Annotated in this window: 24 protein-coding genes; 16 read left to right on the top strand and 8 right to left on the bottom strand. The window is 53.9% G+C overall.

The window, feature by feature from the left end; all coding sequences use genetic code 11:
* Positions 1-82 precede the first annotated feature (82 nt).
* The 3 genes from R3C20_17785 (at position 83) to R3C20_17795 (ending at position 1,490) form a co-directional block, all read left to right on the top strand.
* Complete coding sequence (locus R3C20_17785; GenBank protein ID MEZ6042358.1) at positions 83-268, top strand: hypothetical protein; 186 nt, start codon at positions 83-85, stop codon at positions 266-268.
* 233 nt (positions 269-501) lie between these two features.
* On the top strand, positions 502-768 hold the full coding sequence (locus R3C20_17790; protein MEZ6042359.1) for a hypothetical protein: 267 nt from the start codon (positions 502-504) through the stop codon (positions 766-768).
* 536 nt (positions 769-1,304) lie between these two features.
* Positions 1,305-1,490 carry a hypothetical protein gene (locus tag R3C20_17795; protein MEZ6042360.1) on the top strand — a complete coding sequence of 62 codons (186 nt, stop codon included), beginning with the start codon at positions 1,305-1,307 and terminating at the stop codon, positions 1,488-1,490.
* Positions 1,491-1,505: 15 nt separating this feature from the next.
* Here R3C20_17795 and R3C20_17800 read toward each other — a convergent pair whose 3' ends face one another.
* From R3C20_17800 to R3C20_17825, 6 genes are all read right to left on the bottom strand, one after another.
* The gene (locus R3C20_17800) at positions 1,506-1,931 is read right to left on the bottom strand and encodes a hypothetical protein (protein ID MEZ6042361.1); all 426 of its coding nucleotides are present in this window, start codon (positions 1,929-1,931) and stop codon (positions 1,506-1,508) included.
* A 110-nt stretch (positions 1,932-2,041) separates the two neighbouring features.
* Positions 2,042-2,350, bottom strand: a complete 309-nt coding sequence (locus R3C20_17805; protein MEZ6042362.1) for a hypothetical protein — start codon at positions 2,348-2,350, stop codon at positions 2,042-2,044.
* Between the two features lie 9 nt (positions 2,351-2,359).
* Positions 2,360-2,644, bottom strand: a complete 285-nt coding sequence (locus R3C20_17810) for a hypothetical protein (GenBank protein MEZ6042363.1) — start codon at positions 2,642-2,644, stop codon at positions 2,360-2,362.
* A gap of 98 nt (positions 2,645-2,742) precedes the next feature.
* A complete protein-coding gene (locus R3C20_17815; protein MEZ6042364.1) occupies positions 2,743-3,000 on the bottom strand; it encodes a hypothetical protein in 258 nt (85 codons plus the stop codon).
* Positions 3,001-3,008: 8 nt separating this feature from the next.
* Positions 3,009-3,245, bottom strand: a complete 237-nt coding sequence (locus R3C20_17820; GenBank protein ID MEZ6042365.1) for a hypothetical protein — start codon at positions 3,243-3,245, stop codon at positions 3,009-3,011.
* 194 nt (positions 3,246-3,439) lie between these two features.
* The gene (locus R3C20_17825) at positions 3,440-3,871 is read right to left on the bottom strand and encodes a hypothetical protein (protein ID MEZ6042366.1); all 432 of its coding nucleotides are present in this window, start codon (positions 3,869-3,871) and stop codon (positions 3,440-3,442) included.
* A gap of 437 nt (positions 3,872-4,308) precedes the next feature.
* Between R3C20_17825 and R3C20_17830 the strand changes: the two genes are divergently transcribed.
* The 4 genes from R3C20_17830 to R3C20_17845 all read left to right on the top strand — a co-directional run bounded on the left by R3C20_17830 (position 4,309) and on the right by R3C20_17845 (position 6,682).
* Entirely contained in the window at positions 4,309-4,737 is a 429-nt protein-coding gene (locus R3C20_17830) for a hypothetical protein (GenBank protein ID MEZ6042367.1), read from the top strand.
* A 791-nt stretch (positions 4,738-5,528) separates the two neighbouring features.
* Entirely contained in the window at positions 5,529-5,747 is a 219-nt protein-coding gene (locus tag R3C20_17835; GenBank protein MEZ6042368.1) for a hypothetical protein, read from the top strand.
* A gap of 193 nt (positions 5,748-5,940) precedes the next feature.
* Positions 5,941-6,093 carry a hypothetical protein gene (locus R3C20_17840; GenBank protein MEZ6042369.1) on the top strand — a complete coding sequence of 51 codons (153 nt, stop codon included), beginning with the start codon at positions 5,941-5,943 and terminating at the stop codon, positions 6,091-6,093.
* A 223-nt stretch (positions 6,094-6,316) separates the two neighbouring features.
* Positions 6,317-6,682, top strand: a complete 366-nt coding sequence (locus R3C20_17845; GenBank protein ID MEZ6042370.1) for a hypothetical protein — start codon at positions 6,317-6,319, stop codon at positions 6,680-6,682.
* A gap of 694 nt (positions 6,683-7,376) precedes the next feature.
* Here R3C20_17845 and R3C20_17850 read toward each other — a convergent pair.
* Positions 7,377-7,568: a hypothetical protein gene (locus R3C20_17850; protein MEZ6042371.1), complete on the bottom strand. Its 192-nt coding sequence runs from the start codon at positions 7,566-7,568 to the stop codon at positions 7,377-7,379.
* Between the two features lie 111 nt (positions 7,569-7,679).
* Between R3C20_17850 and R3C20_17855 the strand changes: the two genes are divergently transcribed.
* The 7 genes from R3C20_17855 to R3C20_17885 all read left to right on the top strand — a co-directional run bounded on the left by R3C20_17855 (position 7,680) and on the right by R3C20_17885 (position 12,228).
* Positions 7,680-7,829 (top strand): ATP-binding cassette domain-containing protein, encoded by a 150-nt coding sequence (locus R3C20_17855; protein MEZ6042372.1) that lies wholly within the window; start codon positions 7,680-7,682, stop codon positions 7,827-7,829.
* Complete coding sequence (locus R3C20_17860; protein ID MEZ6042373.1) at positions 7,783-8,049, top strand: hypothetical protein; 267 nt, start codon at positions 7,783-7,785, stop codon at positions 8,047-8,049. Before R3C20_17855 ends, R3C20_17860 begins: the two co-directional genes overlap by 47 nt.
* An 895-nt stretch (positions 8,050-8,944) precedes the next feature.
* Positions 8,945-9,163, top strand: a complete 219-nt coding sequence (locus tag R3C20_17865) for a hypothetical protein (protein MEZ6042374.1) — start codon at positions 8,945-8,947, stop codon at positions 9,161-9,163.
* 684 nt (positions 9,164-9,847) lie between these two features.
* The gene (locus R3C20_17870) at positions 9,848-9,997 is read left to right on the top strand and encodes a hypothetical protein (protein MEZ6042375.1); all 150 of its coding nucleotides are present in this window, start codon (positions 9,848-9,850) and stop codon (positions 9,995-9,997) included.
* A 70-nt stretch (positions 9,998-10,067) separates the two neighbouring features.
* On the top strand, positions 10,068-10,229 hold the full coding sequence (locus R3C20_17875) for a hypothetical protein (protein MEZ6042376.1): 162 nt from the start codon (positions 10,068-10,070) through the stop codon (positions 10,227-10,229).
* A 296-nt stretch (positions 10,230-10,525) separates the two neighbouring features.
* Positions 10,526-10,822: a hypothetical protein gene (locus tag R3C20_17880; GenBank protein ID MEZ6042377.1), complete on the top strand. Its 297-nt coding sequence runs from the start codon at positions 10,526-10,528 to the stop codon at positions 10,820-10,822.
* Between the two features lie 185 nt (positions 10,823-11,007).
* Positions 11,008-12,228 carry a hypothetical protein gene (locus tag R3C20_17885; protein MEZ6042378.1) on the top strand — a complete coding sequence of 407 codons (1,221 nt, stop codon included), beginning with the start codon at positions 11,008-11,010 and terminating at the stop codon, positions 12,226-12,228.
* Positions 12,229-12,234: 6 nt separating this feature from the next.
* On the opposite strand, the gene R3C20_17890 is transcribed toward R3C20_17885, so the two are convergent.
* A complete protein-coding gene (locus R3C20_17890) occupies positions 12,235-12,912 on the bottom strand; it encodes a LuxR C-terminal-related transcriptional regulator (protein MEZ6042379.1) in 678 nt (225 codons plus the stop codon).
* 244 nt (positions 12,913-13,156) lie between these two features.
* Here R3C20_17890 and R3C20_17895 point away from each other — a divergent pair, with 244 nt between their 5' ends.
* Positions 13,157-13,909 carry a pseudouridine synthase gene (locus R3C20_17895; protein MEZ6042380.1) on the top strand — a complete coding sequence of 251 codons (753 nt, stop codon included), beginning with the start codon at positions 13,157-13,159 and terminating at the stop codon, positions 13,907-13,909.
* A 155-nt stretch (positions 13,910-14,064) separates the two neighbouring features.
* Entirely contained in the window at positions 14,065-16,923 is a 2,859-nt protein-coding gene (locus tag R3C20_17900) for a c-type cytochrome domain-containing protein (GenBank protein ID MEZ6042381.1), read from the top strand.
* Positions 16,924-17,067 lie beyond the last annotated feature (144 nt).

Below are 17,067 nucleotides of genomic sequence, written 5' to 3' on the forward strand. Positions count from 1 at the left end.
ATTCGCCGGATTCCGAGCTGGATTCTGATGACACTATTCGGCCTCGAATCGCACCGTTACACGACGCTCGCCAGTTTTCAGCATGCGAAAAAGTGATCAGCACGTCTCACGCGGACATCACCGTGACATTAGCCACGCGCTGGCGCCAGAGGCCATCATCTGCAGGATTATCGACGCCTCATCCATTCCGGAAAACATTGACCTGCTGGTGATGAACACAAAAGATGATGACCAGCTGGCGATGAACGGCCGCGCGCGTACTCGATGAGTGCTGGAACTGACCGATGTCCCCATGCTGTTGTTATGACCGCCGAAAAGCGGCTGCGGATCGAGCGGCAATAGTCTACTCAATCCGAGCGTCTGTTCAATGTGATAACCTTTCTGTTGTGATAAGCCTTGAACCGCCGTTGCCGGTGGCAGCTCGTCCGAAATTCCTCTTTCGCGCCAGGCCCCGTTGGGATGCAGATGCAACAGACACTGAGCAAAGATAGAAATTGAACGATGATAGATTTCCTGTTGATTGCTGAAACAGCGACAGCGGCTGCAACGGTGACCACGCTGTTTCGACCTCGGGCCACGATCTTATTCGGATTGATTCTGGCCGCCATGATTGCGGCTTTGGCTCTGGAAGAAAAACTGCACGCGAAAAAATCAATTATCGTCGGGACGTTTGCCGGACTGTGCATGATTCTGGGTGTACTTACGGCTCATCGGGCACACAAACGGATCCGAGGGAGACGGAAACGCGGACCTGCCAATCTACGTTGAGTCGCTGACTGGGGCGTGATCACCATCATTCTGGGGGCAAGCCTGTTTGTTGAAGTGACCAGTCGATCCGGTGTGTTCACCTCGATGGCGCATTATCTCACGCGGAAATCCGGCGGCGATCCATTTCGCCTTTTGATTTTCTATGGTTTGCTGACTGTCTTTTTCGGCTGTGTTAAACAACGTGACAGCCATGATCATCGGATCGCTGACAACCGTTTCGCTCCGGAAGCTTGGCCGCAATGACCTGTTATGCTGATTTCTTTGACTGAGGGTATGCTCACCAACGTCGGCGGCCTGCTGACTTTAATCAGCAGCGTGCCCAACATCATCGGGAAGGTCGCCGGAATTTCATTTGCAAAGTTTTCCCGTGAGCAGCCCCTACGTTTTTGTCATGACCGCTGCCACGTTGTTGATGGCCGTGGAGATTCAGCATCACGGGGCTGAAGACGGAAAACCGATAAGGCAGACGCACGAAGGCTGGTGGAAGTTTCGACGCAACGGAAAGCGTCCCCAGTCAATCATTCTTCTGGTTTTCAGTGGCTGCCCTTGTCGCATTCATCGGTTGCCTGGCAGGACAGTCCGCGCTTCCATTCGGATTGAAACCAGCTGGACATGGGTTTTGTGGCATTGTTTTTGCGGGTGTTGTGCTTCTGGCTTACAAGCACGAAGTCGATAAATTCTATGCTGTTGTTGACTGGGACCTGCTCTTCGCATTCTTTTAGCCGGCCTGTTTGTCGTCATCCATGTGCTTGAACACGCCCAGGTGCTGGCCGTTCTGGTCGAGGCATCTCGGCATTGCTGCAACTTCCATCGGGTATAAACTCGATGTCACCGGTCGTGAGTTCCGCGATTGCCAGTTCCGTAACCGACAATATCCCACTTTCAAGGCTGTTCTGGCTCGCGTGCTTGGCAACATGCGGCAGACACCGGGCGATTCGCCGTTTTGGTGGTGCGTAATCTTTGGTGCAAATCTGGGAGGAAACTGACGCCCATCGGAGCTGTCGACGGTAGTCGCAATGACGATCATCCATCGCCAGAAACTGGATCTCACTCTCTCTCACCTTCACCGTGGGTTTCGTCAAAGCGGCCGCTCCATTTGCTGTTCTGCAGATCATCCTTGCCATGATGTACGTGCTGATCGCCGTTTGAAATTCCAGCAACATTCCGGGCCGCACTTCTCCAGCGGGCGGGCTGAAACGCGATGATCTGAACGTCACCTGGAATCCTTCGTAAGCTCGATTGCCGATTCGGCGAAGGCCTTGCCAATTTTGCGTCATGACTCCGGCAGAGCCCCATAGTGAAAATCGAAATTGGAAACGCTTTGCTTCAGAACTGACAGCTCGCAGCTGAACGTCGCAGCGTAGAGTTCATCAATGCGTGGTGTCCCGTTTCCCGAGACACGAGTCTTTGACCTGCTTGTTGAAGTGCATCGACTTTCGGCTTGATGGTCTTTTCCAGTCTCTCGCGCAGGCGGACAACTTCCCATATCCCAGAATTCTTCTGTCCTGACGGCGACGACACGACCCTGAAACTCCGGAAGCATCGAGGGAGCTGCCATCGCATCACGAAAACTCTGATGCACAGACGCACGCTAACGCTGTTCACCGGCGTACTTATCGGTTGGCCCTCCGACTCCCATCACGCCAATAACAAAAGGCAGCTCCGGAGCGGACAGATCCTTTCGGACATCACGAATCAACTGGAAGCCAGCAGTTGACTGCTGGTCATACCCCGGGTTGACCGCGATCAGATAGGTACCGCTATCGACCATATCATTCCAGCCACGGAACCAGACAAAACCAGCCAGCTGATAGCCGCGGGCCGGTTGATAGTCCGGGACAACACGTTTGATGTCGCTCAGAACATTCCCTGACATGATCGATCATTAGTCGATACCAGCCAGGTTGCATTAGTCTTGTCTGTTGCTTATCTGAGCGATGTCTTTTTCTGGCTCTCCAGTTTTTCGATCTGCGCTCAACTCCACTGGTATGGACCCGCACAATTGGACGAAAGTCGTATTAAGGCTGCCACCTCCCCACGCGGTCCAGTAATCAAAATGGGTTCATCCAGCAGCTTCGAGGCGTAGAGACCAAAAGTGTTATTCCGGGCCGATCTTGGGACCGCCCGCCGCGCTGCTCCATAGCCCACGGTCAGGCGGCCAACCTGCTCTTCATCTGCCGATCCAGCGAAGAAATCCAGACGCGTTCGCAAACGACTGGCTTTCTTCTTCATCCAACAGGTCATCCAGCAACGGCGCAGCAGATGGATTCCAGCGCATCGACTCCAGCGTCTGCCTTCGCGTGTCCCTGCATGTTGGGCGCAGCCAGAATAAAGCTCTGAGCGGTCGTTCCTGACCAAATACGTCCTCGCAGGAAACCACTAAACGCCACGAACATGATCATGACGGCAGATCGTCGACGATGGCGATGGGCAAACAGATTCGTGATGGTTCCTGGAGTGTAAGCAGCAATCAACATAGCCAGAAGTGAGCGTACCGCCTGACTTTACAACAGGCAATGGCCCCGATCATGATCCAACAACATCACCACAATACAGCTTCAACGCACGACTGGTTTCACCCGCTGCGACCAACGGTATATACCAACGATATCCTCGCATTATGCCACGACAACCTCCCGCTCAGCGACAGCAAAACTCAGGCTATGCGTTCTTATCTTTGTGCCAGACGGTGCTGGTGATGACAGGCGTGGCGGCGATTTGGATTGAATTCGCCACCATAAGCCAACGGGCGACAGACAATCCTACGACGCCATCGGGCTGCGGTACCCTGGGAAACGGTTTCAACAGGAACTTCACGAATCCGAATTCCGAAAACCCTATGAGGAAGCTGCAAGGAACAAATCAGGCCGGTACTTCCGGACGCGGCGGGAATCGTCTTATCGGCCACCGCTTTCCGCTGACCCATCGCTGCGGCCGACTGGCTGTGTGGTCGGCAGTTCTGGTTACCCGAACGATGAACATCGCTGCCATAGGTACTCTTCAGCATCACTTCTTTAGCTGGGTCCGGTATCATCAGGGGAATGGGCGGCGTTGGGCGGTGGGCTCTTTTCGTCGTGTCGATGTGCGGGTCGGTTGTACGCACGGGCCATTCTCACCGAATCACTCGCATTACTCCTGGCAACGTTCCTGACAATCCTGCTCAGTCAGTGGGTGAAACATCCTCGGCTCCGCTATTCAATCGCCATCGGGTGTACCATTGGACTTTCTCTGCTCAATCGGACTATCATCGTTTTCTGGCTGCCTTTCATCGTATTGGGGATGGCGTTTGTTACCCGAAAATCAGACGACCGAACGATACCCTGAAGACCACGATGTCCAGCACATCTGCCTTGTAATGACGACCGCTGTTGTCATCTACGCGCTTCGTGGGGCATTCGGAATTGCGTGGTTCTGAATCGATTCATGCCCACGGGAACTCAGGGTTAATGGAATTGTCCGCGGCCTCATTGACGAAGCTGTCGGCGAGACGGAATTTGGTTCAATCTGGACAATTCCGATTTCTTTGCCGGAATTCAGACAGTGGAAATGACCCGAATCGAACATGACTCGCCAGGGCTGACTACAGCAAGGCCAAAAGCATTACAGTGGATCGCCGATCATCCGGTGGATGCTGTCCGCCTCGGTCCCATGAAAATCGTGAATGAATATCGACCGCATTCCGTCACCGAATTCATTGTTCTGGTGCTTGCAATCATTGGCATACTGCTGACCTGGCGAAGTCTGGAAACGCGAATCTTCGCGTTCCTTCCTGCAAATGCCGTCATGATCGCTTTGACATGGTCTTGGAAGGCCGATTTGTTGTCCGCTGCTCTTCAGTCTTCACGCTCTGGTGGCTGTCTGGCAATCATTCCAGAGCCTTCGGTGTTCTATTGGGGATCTCCGCCTGCGCCCGTCGCTCACTTGAAATATGCAGTGAACACCCCATGCTGGGCGACCCTGTTCACCTGATTTGAATCTGTTTTCTCTTCGCACGCCTGTAACAAGTGATCGAACATACCAAATACTTCCTCTGCCTGCTGACCATTCTGACAACGTTCGGTCCTTCTTCGCCCACTTTGCACGCGGAATCCCTTTCACTGAAGAAAGGTGACCATATTGCCTTGTCGGCGCGCCCTGGGAGAACGGATGCGGCACCACAATCACTGGGAGACGCTGCTGCATGCACAATTTCCGACGAAAATCTGGTTGGCGCGGTCTTTATTGCCGGGTGATATGAGCCATTCGAACGAATCGATCTCGGGCGCTGGTGAACCTGACAAGCACCTGACGCACAGCAAAGGCGAGCGTGATTCATGTTCTTCGGCTTCCAGTGATCACGCCGGCGGGGTTTGGATCCAGGTCGTAGAACAGATGACCCGGCTGGTTAAAGAGACTCAGGGAAAAACTATGACGGCACCGGGCTCCGCGCGCGTGCCCTGATCTCTCCGATTGCCCTTCGAGAACACGGTGACCTAACCTGCCCGATGGTACCCGCCAGAATGCCAGCCTGAAAATGTACACAGAGGCACTCAAAAGTGTGGCCGATGAAACAGGTGTGGCCTTTGCCGATATCTACACACCGACGCTGGCTCTGTTCAGAAGCCACCGAAAAGCGACTGACGCTGAATGGTTCGCACCTGAGCCAGTTCAGGCTACAAAGCGGCTCGCGCGCTGTCCTGATGTCTGCGTTGTTTGGTCAGACGCCGACCACATGCGGACCCTAAACTGCACGCGGAAGTCAACGACAAGAATTTCCATTGGTGGCACCGCTACCGGCGGTAAATGGATACTCCATCTACGGAGCGCGAGGTGAAGCCGGATCTGACGGAACCTACCGGAACCGTGAAGTGATGGAACGCGAACGCGAGATTCTGGACGAAATGACGGCCAACCGCGATCAACGCATCTGGGCAGTCGCTCAGGGCAAATCTGTTCGGAGAAAGTTGATGACAGCAACACCCAGCCCTTCTTCACGGTAAAGACGAATGTAGGAGGTGAAGACGACAAGAATCGAAAGGCGGGAAAGCTTGGTTCGCTGGATTACCCTGAACAAGAACAGCAACAGAAACTTTCAAGATGGCGGAAGGATTCGAAATCGACATCGTCGCCTCAGAAGAACAGTTTCCGGAACTCGCCAACCCCGTTGCCTGAGTTTGAAACAGCAGGTCGTTTGTGGGTTTCGACGATGCCGTCCTATCCGCACTGGCAGCAAAGGCCAGGCTGGAAGACAAACTACTGATCTTTGAAGACGACAACGGCGATGGTCGAATGGATCCTTTGCAAAGTGTTCGCGGATTAGGATTTGCACCAGCCCACAGGGTTTGAAATTGGACGGGGCGGTGTCTACGTCGCCAACCTGACGTTCTATTCCGCAAGAAGATACAGATGGTGACGACAAAGAAGACGTACGGATTCGTCAGCTGATCGGTTTTGATACGGACGCATCACGGGTTGTCGGCGGCTCGAATGGGGTCCCGATGGAGCACTGTATTTTTCGGAGGGGAACCTTCAAGTATTCTCAGGTTGAAAGTCCTATGGACTGACTCGCATGCATGGCTCCGGCGTCTGGCGATACGACCCCACCGAAGAATTTGGTTCGTATATTTCAATGCCATTTGCCAACCGGGACATTCTTACGATCCGCTGGGGCAGGATTTTCATTTCCGATGCATCACCCGGTCAGAACTACTGGGCAACTCCAATCAGCGGAAAGGTCCAATACCCGGCAAAGCATGCAAGCGCATCATTCAATGACAGTGTGAATAACTTTGCGACAGCCAGCACTGCGGGGTCGCGATGTTTACCCGACGTTCTTTCCAAAACGAATCCCGCCCCAGCCGGGAGCGAAATGGTCTACAGTCGGTACCTGGAAGAGATGCAGGGCGATTTCCCTGTTGACCAATGTCATTGGTGATCGGGCGGTGCTGCAACACAGCATGAAAGAAGCGGCAGCGGGGTTTGAAGGCACCGAAAGAACTCCAGCCTGGTTTATTGCGACGATGGAAACTTTCGCCCAATTGAAATTCAGTTTGGCTCCGATGGCTGTCTGTATATTGTCGACTGGCACAACGCTCTGATTGGGCACCTGCAACATAATCTGCGAGAACCGTATCGCGATCATCTGCACGGACGCATCTGGCGAATACGCTGTAAGAATCGTCCACTCCTGAAATCCCCCGCCATCTCAGGAGAACCTGTTGCCAAACTGCTGGAAGTTCTGAAAGAGGTTAAAGGTCATGTTCGTTATCGAGCACGGCGGGAACTGGCCGAGCGGCCAACCGAATCGTTGTGCCCGCTGTCAGGACCTGGATCGCGGGTCTGAATACTACGGCAGCTGACTACGAATTGTATTTGCTGGAAAAGGCCTGTGGATGCTTCATAGACGCACAACTCTCCAGACCCGAAATCCTGAAAGCCGTGCTGACTTCGACTACCACGCGCGCGCAGCGGCTGTTCGGGTACAGTGCCTGGCGACAAGATCCCGGATTCGCTTGAACCTATTAAGCAGCGAATCAACGACGAACATCCTCGTGTCCGTTCGGAAGCTGTGCGTGCATGCAGCTTTTATGACCTGATTCCGCCGCACCGAATCTGCTGCGGAGACGGCCTTAGTTCTGAACCACGATGTCGATCGCTACCTGCAGTACACACTGGATGAGACAATGCGTCATCTTGAAAGTGTCCTGTAGTCCACTCGCAGAAACACCGACAGCAGACGGCCCCGGATGAAACTGGGCTGCAGGCAGGTCGAGGCTGAAACTTATTTCCAGAACCTGACCACATCGCAAAGGCGGCTTCATGTCGAATGCAGCTCCGGTCGTTGATATCAAGAACCTTTCCAAGCACTACGGAGTTCATCGTTTCCGGACTGACTATCGCTGACGCTGGAACGCGGCAATATCCTGGGGTTCATCGGGCCGAATGGTGCCGGAAAGACAACCACCATCAAGATTCTTGTGGGACTGTCTCGACCAACGTCAGGATCCGCGACCATCGCAGGAATCGACTGCGTGAATGATATTCGCCAAGGTCCGCAAGCTTGTTGGCTACATGCCCGATAAGTTCGGTTCGTACGATAATACGCGAGTCCGTGAGTACCTGGATTTGCTAGCGGCATTCAGCAGCATCCTGCGAAAGGAAACGGCAGAAACGAATTGCCGAAGTTCTGGAACTCACAAACGCCATACATGGATGCAGGACCGTTTTGTCGAAAGCCTCAGTCATGGATGCAGCAAAGAATTGGCATCGCTCGAACGCTGCTTCACAATCCGGAAGTTTTAATTCTGGACGAACCCGCCAACGGACTGGATCCGGAGGCTCGAATCGAAATGCGGAGATTCTGCTTCGGCTGGCATCCGAAGGTCGAACACTGATCGTCACCAGTCATATCCTGCCGGAACTGTCTCGCATCTGTAATCTGGTAGCGATTATCGCCGTGGAGGTAAACTGAGGGCGATGGGGACGCTTCAGGAAGTAACCCGGGAATTATCGCAGAATCAAACTATTGAGATGCAATTCCTTCCGTCGCAGGATCTTCTCCGGACGCGGCAGCCAGAATCCGACAGATTCTCGGAGACGAAGTCGAGATCAGCGTATCAGAGACCGAATCCATCATTCGATGCCGCACCAAAGCCAATGAAGACGCCTGTCCCAGTTACTTCGCACACTGGTGGGGGACGGATGTCAGATCTCACAGTTCCGTGAAGTTGCAGGTGACCTGGAAGAAGCGTTTACGTCAGCAGCGCGGGAAGCGGATGCCGAACGAACCGGGACACCGAAAGCAACGACGGCAGGAGCGTCCGTAAGCGAGCGCGGTGGTGATTATCGAACGCGAACTGCTGGCACTGCTCCGCAGTTCGAAAGCCCTGGCCATACTGCTCACCGTGGCAATTGGCTTTGCGTTGGTCATTATTTCTGAAATGGCCAACCAACAGCGTTGCGAGATCAGGACAGTCTGCTCGGTAAGCAGGTGTTTCAATAGCTGACATTTGCAATGCTGATTGCGTGCATCCTGATTATCCCGTGTTTCCGGCAACCTCACTCGTGAAGGAAGTCCAGCGGAGAACGCTGGAATTACTGCCTGAATTCTCCCACTCTCGCGGCCCGCAATCTACTTCGGCAAAGTCGGCGATGATGGGATTTGTGCTGATGCTGATGTTCCGCCACCCTGCCCGCGATGTCGTACTGCTATCTGATGGGTGGACCCTCTCTGACAAAAGATGTTCTGCGGCTCTATCTGTTTCTGCTGGTTGTCTGTTTGCAGTTAACCGTCATCGGAATGCTGGTCGGTACCTGGTGCCGATCCACCAGCTTGCGGCTTCGATGGAGGTTATGGTGTGACATTCGGACTACTGGTGGTCACCGTGTTTCCGGATTACTTTCTGCGTGGCGGTGAAAGCATATTCGCCGTTGGCCTTCATTAGCTCAAATTACTGTCCCCGATTCCGGCACTGATGCGAATTGTGGAATCGGAATCGGTTAACCGGCATCGGCCTGCTCGAACAACGCGATGTTGTGCTTTGGTATCTGTTTTTTGCAACCATCTTTGTTGTCGGAAGCGTGATTGTGATTCTGGCCGAATCATGCCCTGCTCGACCGATCCCGATCACGAGGACTGATCACAGACGATCAGTCTGAGCGTACAGTGCCCGACGCGTCTTTTTCTGATTGACCCGCAAAAGCGTTCTGCGGGAATCCCGTGGTTTCTGAATCCCGTGATGGTCAAGGAATTCCGCAGTCGACAATTTACGAGGCTGCACTGGCTGCTTCGACTTGTCGCGGGCTGTGCGGTCCTGTCTTTGTTGCTCACGCTGGCGACGACGCTTGGTACCATCGACTGGGGTGTCGAAGCAATCGGCGGCCTGATCATCGTCCTTCAGAGTTTCATTGATTGTCCTGATGACGCCAGGAACTCCTCCAGGTGGCATGATTGCAGGCGAAATTGAAGGAGGCGGATGGAATCTGCTGCGCGTCACCCCGATGGGCCCGTTAAATTCTCAGCCCGGAAAGCTGATCAGCGTCTGCATCACTCTCTCGCCCTGCTGCTTTGCGCGTAACGCTGCCTGGGTATGCCATCATCATGCTGATCAAGCCGGTACTGCAGGAACAAGTCACTCAGGTTGTCATCAGCCTCATTTTTGCAGCCGTACTTTCAATGCTGATGACGCGACTGTCAGTTCGTTCTTCCGGGCGACAGCAGCAGCAACATCCAGCGTCGCCGGCGCATTGATCATTATATTTGCAGGTCCGATCCTGATCTGGATGAACCGCAACAGCATTCGGCATACATTTGTTGAACGATGCCTGACGATCAACCCCATGGCAGCAGCGTTAAACGCCATTCGGAGCACCCGGTTCCGTATGATCTGATCCCGATGGCGTGGAAAGTGACGAGTGGTATTTGCGTTGGATTGATCGTTGTGCTGTACGCTCGCATTTGGAAACTCAGTCAGCCCGACTAATGAGAACCAATGACCTCAACAAGCTCCTGATGCACCGCGTTCATGCAAGACCCTCTTCCCAGAGTTGCCGGACACGCTCGCCACCTCGCATCCCGCGTTAACTATTCGCGTAGCAGTGGCTGATGTTTCCGGGGCTTTCACGCACCGCATTGAACGCTTCCGCGTGCATACGACGAACCGATTCAGCGAGCAGACACCGCAAAACTGGATTCGGTTGAACCTGTATACGCATCCAGAATTTCTCCGGCTCATTGACGATTCCACACATTGCGCGATACGACAAATTGCCGATGCGCATGTTCCTCGAACCTGAGTTTACGCCGCCGAAACATCGAACGGTCCACCCGGAACACCTTCCGCTCTTCGACCGGGTTCTGCGGGAAAGTGAGGATTCAGAACTGCAGGAGCAGGCGGCCGTGGGACTGACCACCTTCGCCCGCGAATCACTCGCAGATATTTCCCGGTCATTCGATATTCTTCGCAGGCATCTCACCGAAAACCCGGATGCCGTTGTCCAGCTTCAATGCGCGATGGCACTGGTTGCCGCAGACGATCAGGACTCTGCTGATCCTGTTGAACTACGCTCAAGCTGATGGGGAGTCCGGTCGACTCGTTGCAGAACCAGCATTAGCGAGGTGGAAACACCAGGCAGCTGTCGGCATGTGGGAACAACGACTGACCGATCGTTTCGTCACAGCCACATCAATTCGACTGGCCTGCGAAGGACTGGCCGCGGCTGGAACGTGCAAAAGCGGTCAGTGACCTGGCAGGACTCGTCATGAACGACTCGGCACCATTCGCCCGTCGACTTCCGGCAGCCAAAGCGATCTCTGTTCTCAATACGGCGCTGTTGCCCATCGAACTCGCACAACTGCTTGGCAAAGGGTCTGTTCCGGAACGGATACTGGCCGTTCATCTGCTGATGATCGACAAACCGGAATCTCTTCAGGCTCTGGAAACATTCTGCATCGACCCAAACGATGGTGTTGCGGCCGCCGCATGGACTGCGGTTTACAGGCTGGATTCGCAGCGACTTGTGTCATTGCTGGAAACCGGCAGACACCACAATGACGCAGTCATTCGTATGACGGCCGCAGAATGCATGCAGACATACGAATCCATGCAACACTGCGAGTGGCTCAATGAAATGCTCGGAGATGAACACCTGGAGGTCCGAAATACAGCTCGTGAACAGCTGGTTCTGATTGCCAATAAGTCGCAGGACTTTCTTGCATCCATCGTCAATGCGGCTTCAGATAACCTGCTGAAGGAAGAATCCAACTGGCAGGGTCTGGAGCAAAGCCTGCTGTTGCTGGCACAACTGCATGGAACCTCCTACGCGCAGCGATGCATTCCCCTGGTCGACTATCCCCGTAGCGAAGTGGCAGTCACTGCGGCATGGCTGCTTCATCTTTACCCCGACGACCGGGTGAATGATCAGGTCCTGGAACTTATCAGTCGAAAGGATGACCTGGTCAAGTCCGGCGAATGGGTCGGAATGCCCGCTGGTGAAAGCTTCGGGCTCCAGGTCACACATTTGTTCCACTTTGCGGGATTACAGAGGCTCAGGAGCGTGGAGCCCAGACTTGAAAACAGTTTCAGCAAGGCTGAACCCGGTGTTGTTGAGAAACGAGCAGCGGCCATGTGGGCGCTGGGACTATTGAATGAGAAATCCGGAAACGCGGGTCTGTCCGGGAAGCTCATTTCGAGAGCGCGGGATCGCGATGGAATGCCTCCGGAATGGACCATCGTCCGCAACACCTGCATCCGAGCCCTGGGCATGATTCAGGCGGATTCAGCGATCGACGTTCTCAAAGAGTCCTACGATGTCGAATCTGCCGAAAGCCTGATCCCACATGCAGCCCGATGGGGGCTGATTGAAATGCAGGCCGCAGACTTGCCGGAACCGGAGCCCTACACTTCGACTGTTGGCGGTTTTCGGCTGAATCCTGCAGTCTCACGCACGAAGCCAGCCGAAGCGGGCCAGCCAGCCAACTAGCTCTGCCTAGTCGGCACTAATATCGACAAACCGCGCGAGGGAAGCGTGCGAAGCAATGCGAAACAGCTGCGCCGGGTTTGAAACGTTCAGTTTCTGCATAATTCTCGCGCGGTGTTTTTCAACGGTCTTTTCACTGATATGAATCGTTAGAGCAATCGCTTTGTTTGTTCGACCTTCGAACAAGAGATCCAGAACTTCTTTTTCCCGTTCCGTCAGCGACTTTAACCGGATCAGGGCATCCTGAATACGGCCGGTGATCGCAGTCGGCAATCCGGGTTCTTCTGTCTCCGTTGAGCCGGTCTGAAACCTCAGCAACCACCCCCGAGCTTCCGCTTCGATATCGAGAACCGTCCGCCAGCGAAGGTCGATCGGTAATCCTGTACTTGTGATAAGTTCAAACTTGCCCTCTGCGTCGAACTCATGCTTTCGAATCTCATCCAGCAGATCTGCGTCTACGCCAGCCTGAGTCAGGCAGGACCGGAATTGCTTTTCGCTGACGTGCGGGCAGTGGTTTGCGACCGCTTTTTCAGGCAGCTCGATCGACCAAAGTTTCAGGAATCCGCGCGAGCAATGGCGTACCGCGGGCTCACCTCGCTGTAAGAAACACCAGGCAGTCCAATCGGACCAGCACAGCGAATCAATCAGCGCAGAATTGACATCCGGATCAATTTGATGAGGTTGCATGCGTCCGCAATAGCACAGATTGAGGGACTCTGCTTCTTCCCTGAATTGAAGAGTCGACGACGGGTTGCAAACCGTTAAGTTGCACAGAAAGTCCATCGCAGCAAACGGACATAACCGGACAAGATTCAGGCAAAATAGGGAAACCCCTACCCACCCCCAATTACAAAATTACGCAATGAATAAGGCAATCCCGACGTAGTTCGCGCTGGGTTCTTCTCAATTTCTGTTTCGGAAACTTCACACCATGCCCGGCACATCTCACCCAGACTTCGTAATTTTCGAAGACGAGCATCTTGCAGCGGTGCACAAACCCACGGGGATCTTTGTTCACCGAACCGATGGCTGGGATCGCCATCTCACACCGCTTCTGCAGACAGTCCGGAAGACAATCGGGCAACGCGTCTACACGATTCATCGCCTGGATCGAGCCACGTCAGGTGTGGTTCTTTTCGGGAAAACCAAAGAAGCGTCTTCTGAACTGCATGCAATGTTTCGCGAACGGCGTGTGAAAAAGACTTACGTCGCACTGGTTCGGGGATACTGTGACGACTGCGGTACAATTGAATTTCCGCTTCGTCCGCGACAGCCAAATTCAGCGGACAAGTCCGTCCCCATTTCCAATGTGGAATTGCCCGAACAGGAATGCTGCACTCGATACGTAACCAACGCACGCTACGAATTGCCCTTCAAATCAACTCGCTACGACACCACACGCTGCAGCCTGGCAACGTTGCATCCGGAAACCGGTCGCTGGCACCAGATCCGGCGGCACGTTAACCGAATCGGACATCCCGTCATCGGTGATACGACGCATGGCGACAATACGCAGAACCGGTTCTTCAGGCAGCAATTTGGACTCAGTCGACTGATGCTGGCGGCAACCGGACTATCGTTCGTTCATCCGTGGACGCAGAAGGAAATCACCATTTCCTGCCCTCCGTCTCCAAGCTTTCAGGAAATTGTGGATCGCATTTGTCAGTGGTCGGTCCGGATCTGAAGTTGTCCGGATCGTTGGCCACAACATTTCATAACCGTTAGAGTGATCGCCCCGCCATTTTCAGCAGTTGGCTCACTGCCGACGGCTTGCCTGCGTTTTGTGCCGTCCTTCAAACCAATCACACAGACCAAACCATGCGTACCGGAAACATTGCCATGCTCCGCGCATCTGCGTTTTTCAGCCCCTGCTGTTTGTTCTTCTTCCATTTCTGCACCATCGCGCTGGCCGTCGATGAAACTGGCTCAAGCAGGCCGACTGCCGTGTCCTATCAAAAGGAAGTGGCTCCGATCCTTCAGCGGTATTGTCTCGGGTGTCATAACTCGTCTGAAACCGAAGGAGGCGTTTCGCTTCACACAAAAGCGGCAATACAAGCCGGCGGCGACAATGGTCCCCTCCTGTCCGGAGACGACCCTGCCAACAGCCTGCTGCTCTCAGTTCTGACATCCGACGGCGATGACCATATGCCCCCGGCAGACGAACTTCAGCCGGAAGAATCCGAAATCGAACTGATCCGACAATGGCTTCATCAGGGAGCAAAATTCGACGGCGACCATTTGCTGATGAAGACTCTGCCTCCGATTTCTCCCACGGGCAATCGCCACCAGACATCGGTCTTCAGTCTGGCATTCAGTCGAAACGGACATCAGAGATTTGAGGGACGATTCCGCAGCGTCCACATCGCCAACTTATCAGAAGGCTCCTCCAATCAGGCGTCAGCAGTCGTCACTGTCGAGGGAGGGAAAATTACGTCTGCTCAGCCGGACCCGAAATCCGACGATTCGCTGCTGATCTCCACGGGCATTGCGGGGTTCTCTGGCCGAGGTCTGCGCATCAGTTTGCCCGATGGATCCATTCAGACGGAATTCGGCGGACATACAGACATTGTCTACAGCATTGCAGCAACAAATGACGGCCGACTCATCGCGACCGCTGGATATGATCGACTGATCCGGATTCACGACGGCCAAAGCGGCACAATCCTGCGAACACTCACCGGACACAACGGAGCCATCTTTGATTTGTCCTTCTGTCCCGATACTTCGATCCTTGCCAGTGCCAGTGCGGACGGGACCATCAAGATATGGAACGCTGAGACCGGCGAACGATTCGATACTTTAAGCCAACCCCAGGCGGAACAATATGCCTGCGTCTTCAGCCCTGATGGCCGATTTTTGTATGCTGCCGGGGCCGACAACCGCATTCGTCAGTGGCAACTGGTAAGTCGTACAGAACCCCGGATTAATCCGTTACTGGAAGCCAGATTCGCACATGAAGCTGCGATCAGCCAGATCAGTATTTCCGGTGACGGCTTGTACCTGGCAACAGCAGCCGAAGATGGTTCAATCAAGATCTGGAATTCAGACAGCCTCACACAAATCGCCGTCACCCAGCTGCAAAACGATCTGCCAGCGTCATTAAAGTTCCACCCGGCGCAACCAAAGACATTCATTGGCACCATCTCCGGAAAGATCGAAACTCTGGAAGTTCCGACGGAAACGTCATCAACCATCGATTCCGGCAGCAACAAGATGTCAGCAATCGTGCTCGCTACTGACCAACCGCTGAATACTGTTGCTGAAGCCGAACCAAACAATGCACCCGCAGAAGCGCAACTGGTCGCCTTTCCCGCTGTTATCACTGGAACCATTTCCCCCAGTGCCCCATCGGAAAAACAGGAAACGGAGGACACAGTCCTCGCTGGTTCCGATTCCGACAGCAGTGATTACTATGCATTCGCTGCTGTCCGGGGACAACAAATTCAAATCGAAGTCCGGGCCGCGCAGGACAAATCACCACTGGATTCACATATCGAAGTCCTGACAGCAAATGGTGATCGAATTCTGCAGGCACAACTTCAGGCGGTTCGCGACTCCTACTTCACCTTCCGCGGAAAGGACTCAGACACAAGTGACGATTTCCGAATGTTTAACTGGCGGGAAATGGAACTGAACCAGTATCTGTTTTCGGATGGAGAGGTCGTCAAACTGTGGCTTTACCCACGAGGGCCGGATTCCGGTTTCAAAGTCTATCCGGGATTCGGAAAACGCTACACATACTTCGGGACAACACCCACATCACACGCCCTTCAGGCACCCGCGTTTATTGTTGAACCCATTCGCCCTGGAAGGCCTGTTGTCGACAATGGTCTGCCGGTGTTCCCGGTATTTTATGAAAACGATGACGACCCGTTGCGCATGTGGGGCAGTGATTCTCGCCTGACATTCATTGCCCCCGAAGATGCGACATACATCGTCCGAATTCGGGATGCTCGAGGGTTCTCCGGAGACGAGTTTCGTTATCAGCTCACCCTGCGGTCTCCAAAACCCGACTTCTCCATCGCCTTGGGGGGCGGCAAAGTGAACGTCAAACCGGGAACAGGTCAGGAACTCTCATTTACCGCCACACGAATTGATGGCTATGACGGACCGATTGACCTGTCGGTAGAGAATCTGCCAGCAGGATTCTCAACATCGCTTCCAACCAGCATAGAACCTCAGCAACTTCAGGCCTTTGCGACAATTCTGGCAAATGATGATGCAAATCAGCCAGGCGATGAAGCAATTCAGAAAGTTCGATTCATTGCAAAGGCGACGATTGATGGGAAGGAAATCTCCCACGAAATTGGCGGTCTGACCGAACTGAAGCTGACCGACCAACCCAGAATCACCGTCTCCATTCACGAATTGGATGCCAGCGGAATGGCGTCCGGCGACCACAGTGCAGAACTGATCCTGCCCGTCGGACAAACCACACGAGCCCTGCTTCGAGTCGTGCGGAATGGGTTTGATGGCAATGTGGAATTCGGAAAGGAAGATGCCGGACGGAATCTGCCACATGGTGTTTTCGTCGACAACATTGGCCTGAATGGACTGATGCTGCTGCCCGGACAAAGCGAGAGAGAGATCTTCATCACTGTCGCAAACTGGGTTCCCGAACAAAGTCGCATGTTCTACCTGCAGTCGAAAGTCAATGGTATTACATCGCCACCTGTCACAGTTCACATTCGACGCTGATATCCGGCCGAAACTGATCTCTCCCTGAAATCAATATCCTGTCAGAGGCGATAGGTGCCGAAGCAGGCAATCCCTCTTTTCATGGAATCCCTTGCGGGGATCACGCGGCATTCCGGACACCGGGCATGAGTGGACACTGGGCTC

It is taken from the genome of Planctomycetaceae bacterium (genome assembly GCA_041398825.1).
GTDB lineage: Bacteria > Planctomycetota > Planctomycetia > Planctomycetales > Planctomycetaceae > F1-80-MAGs062.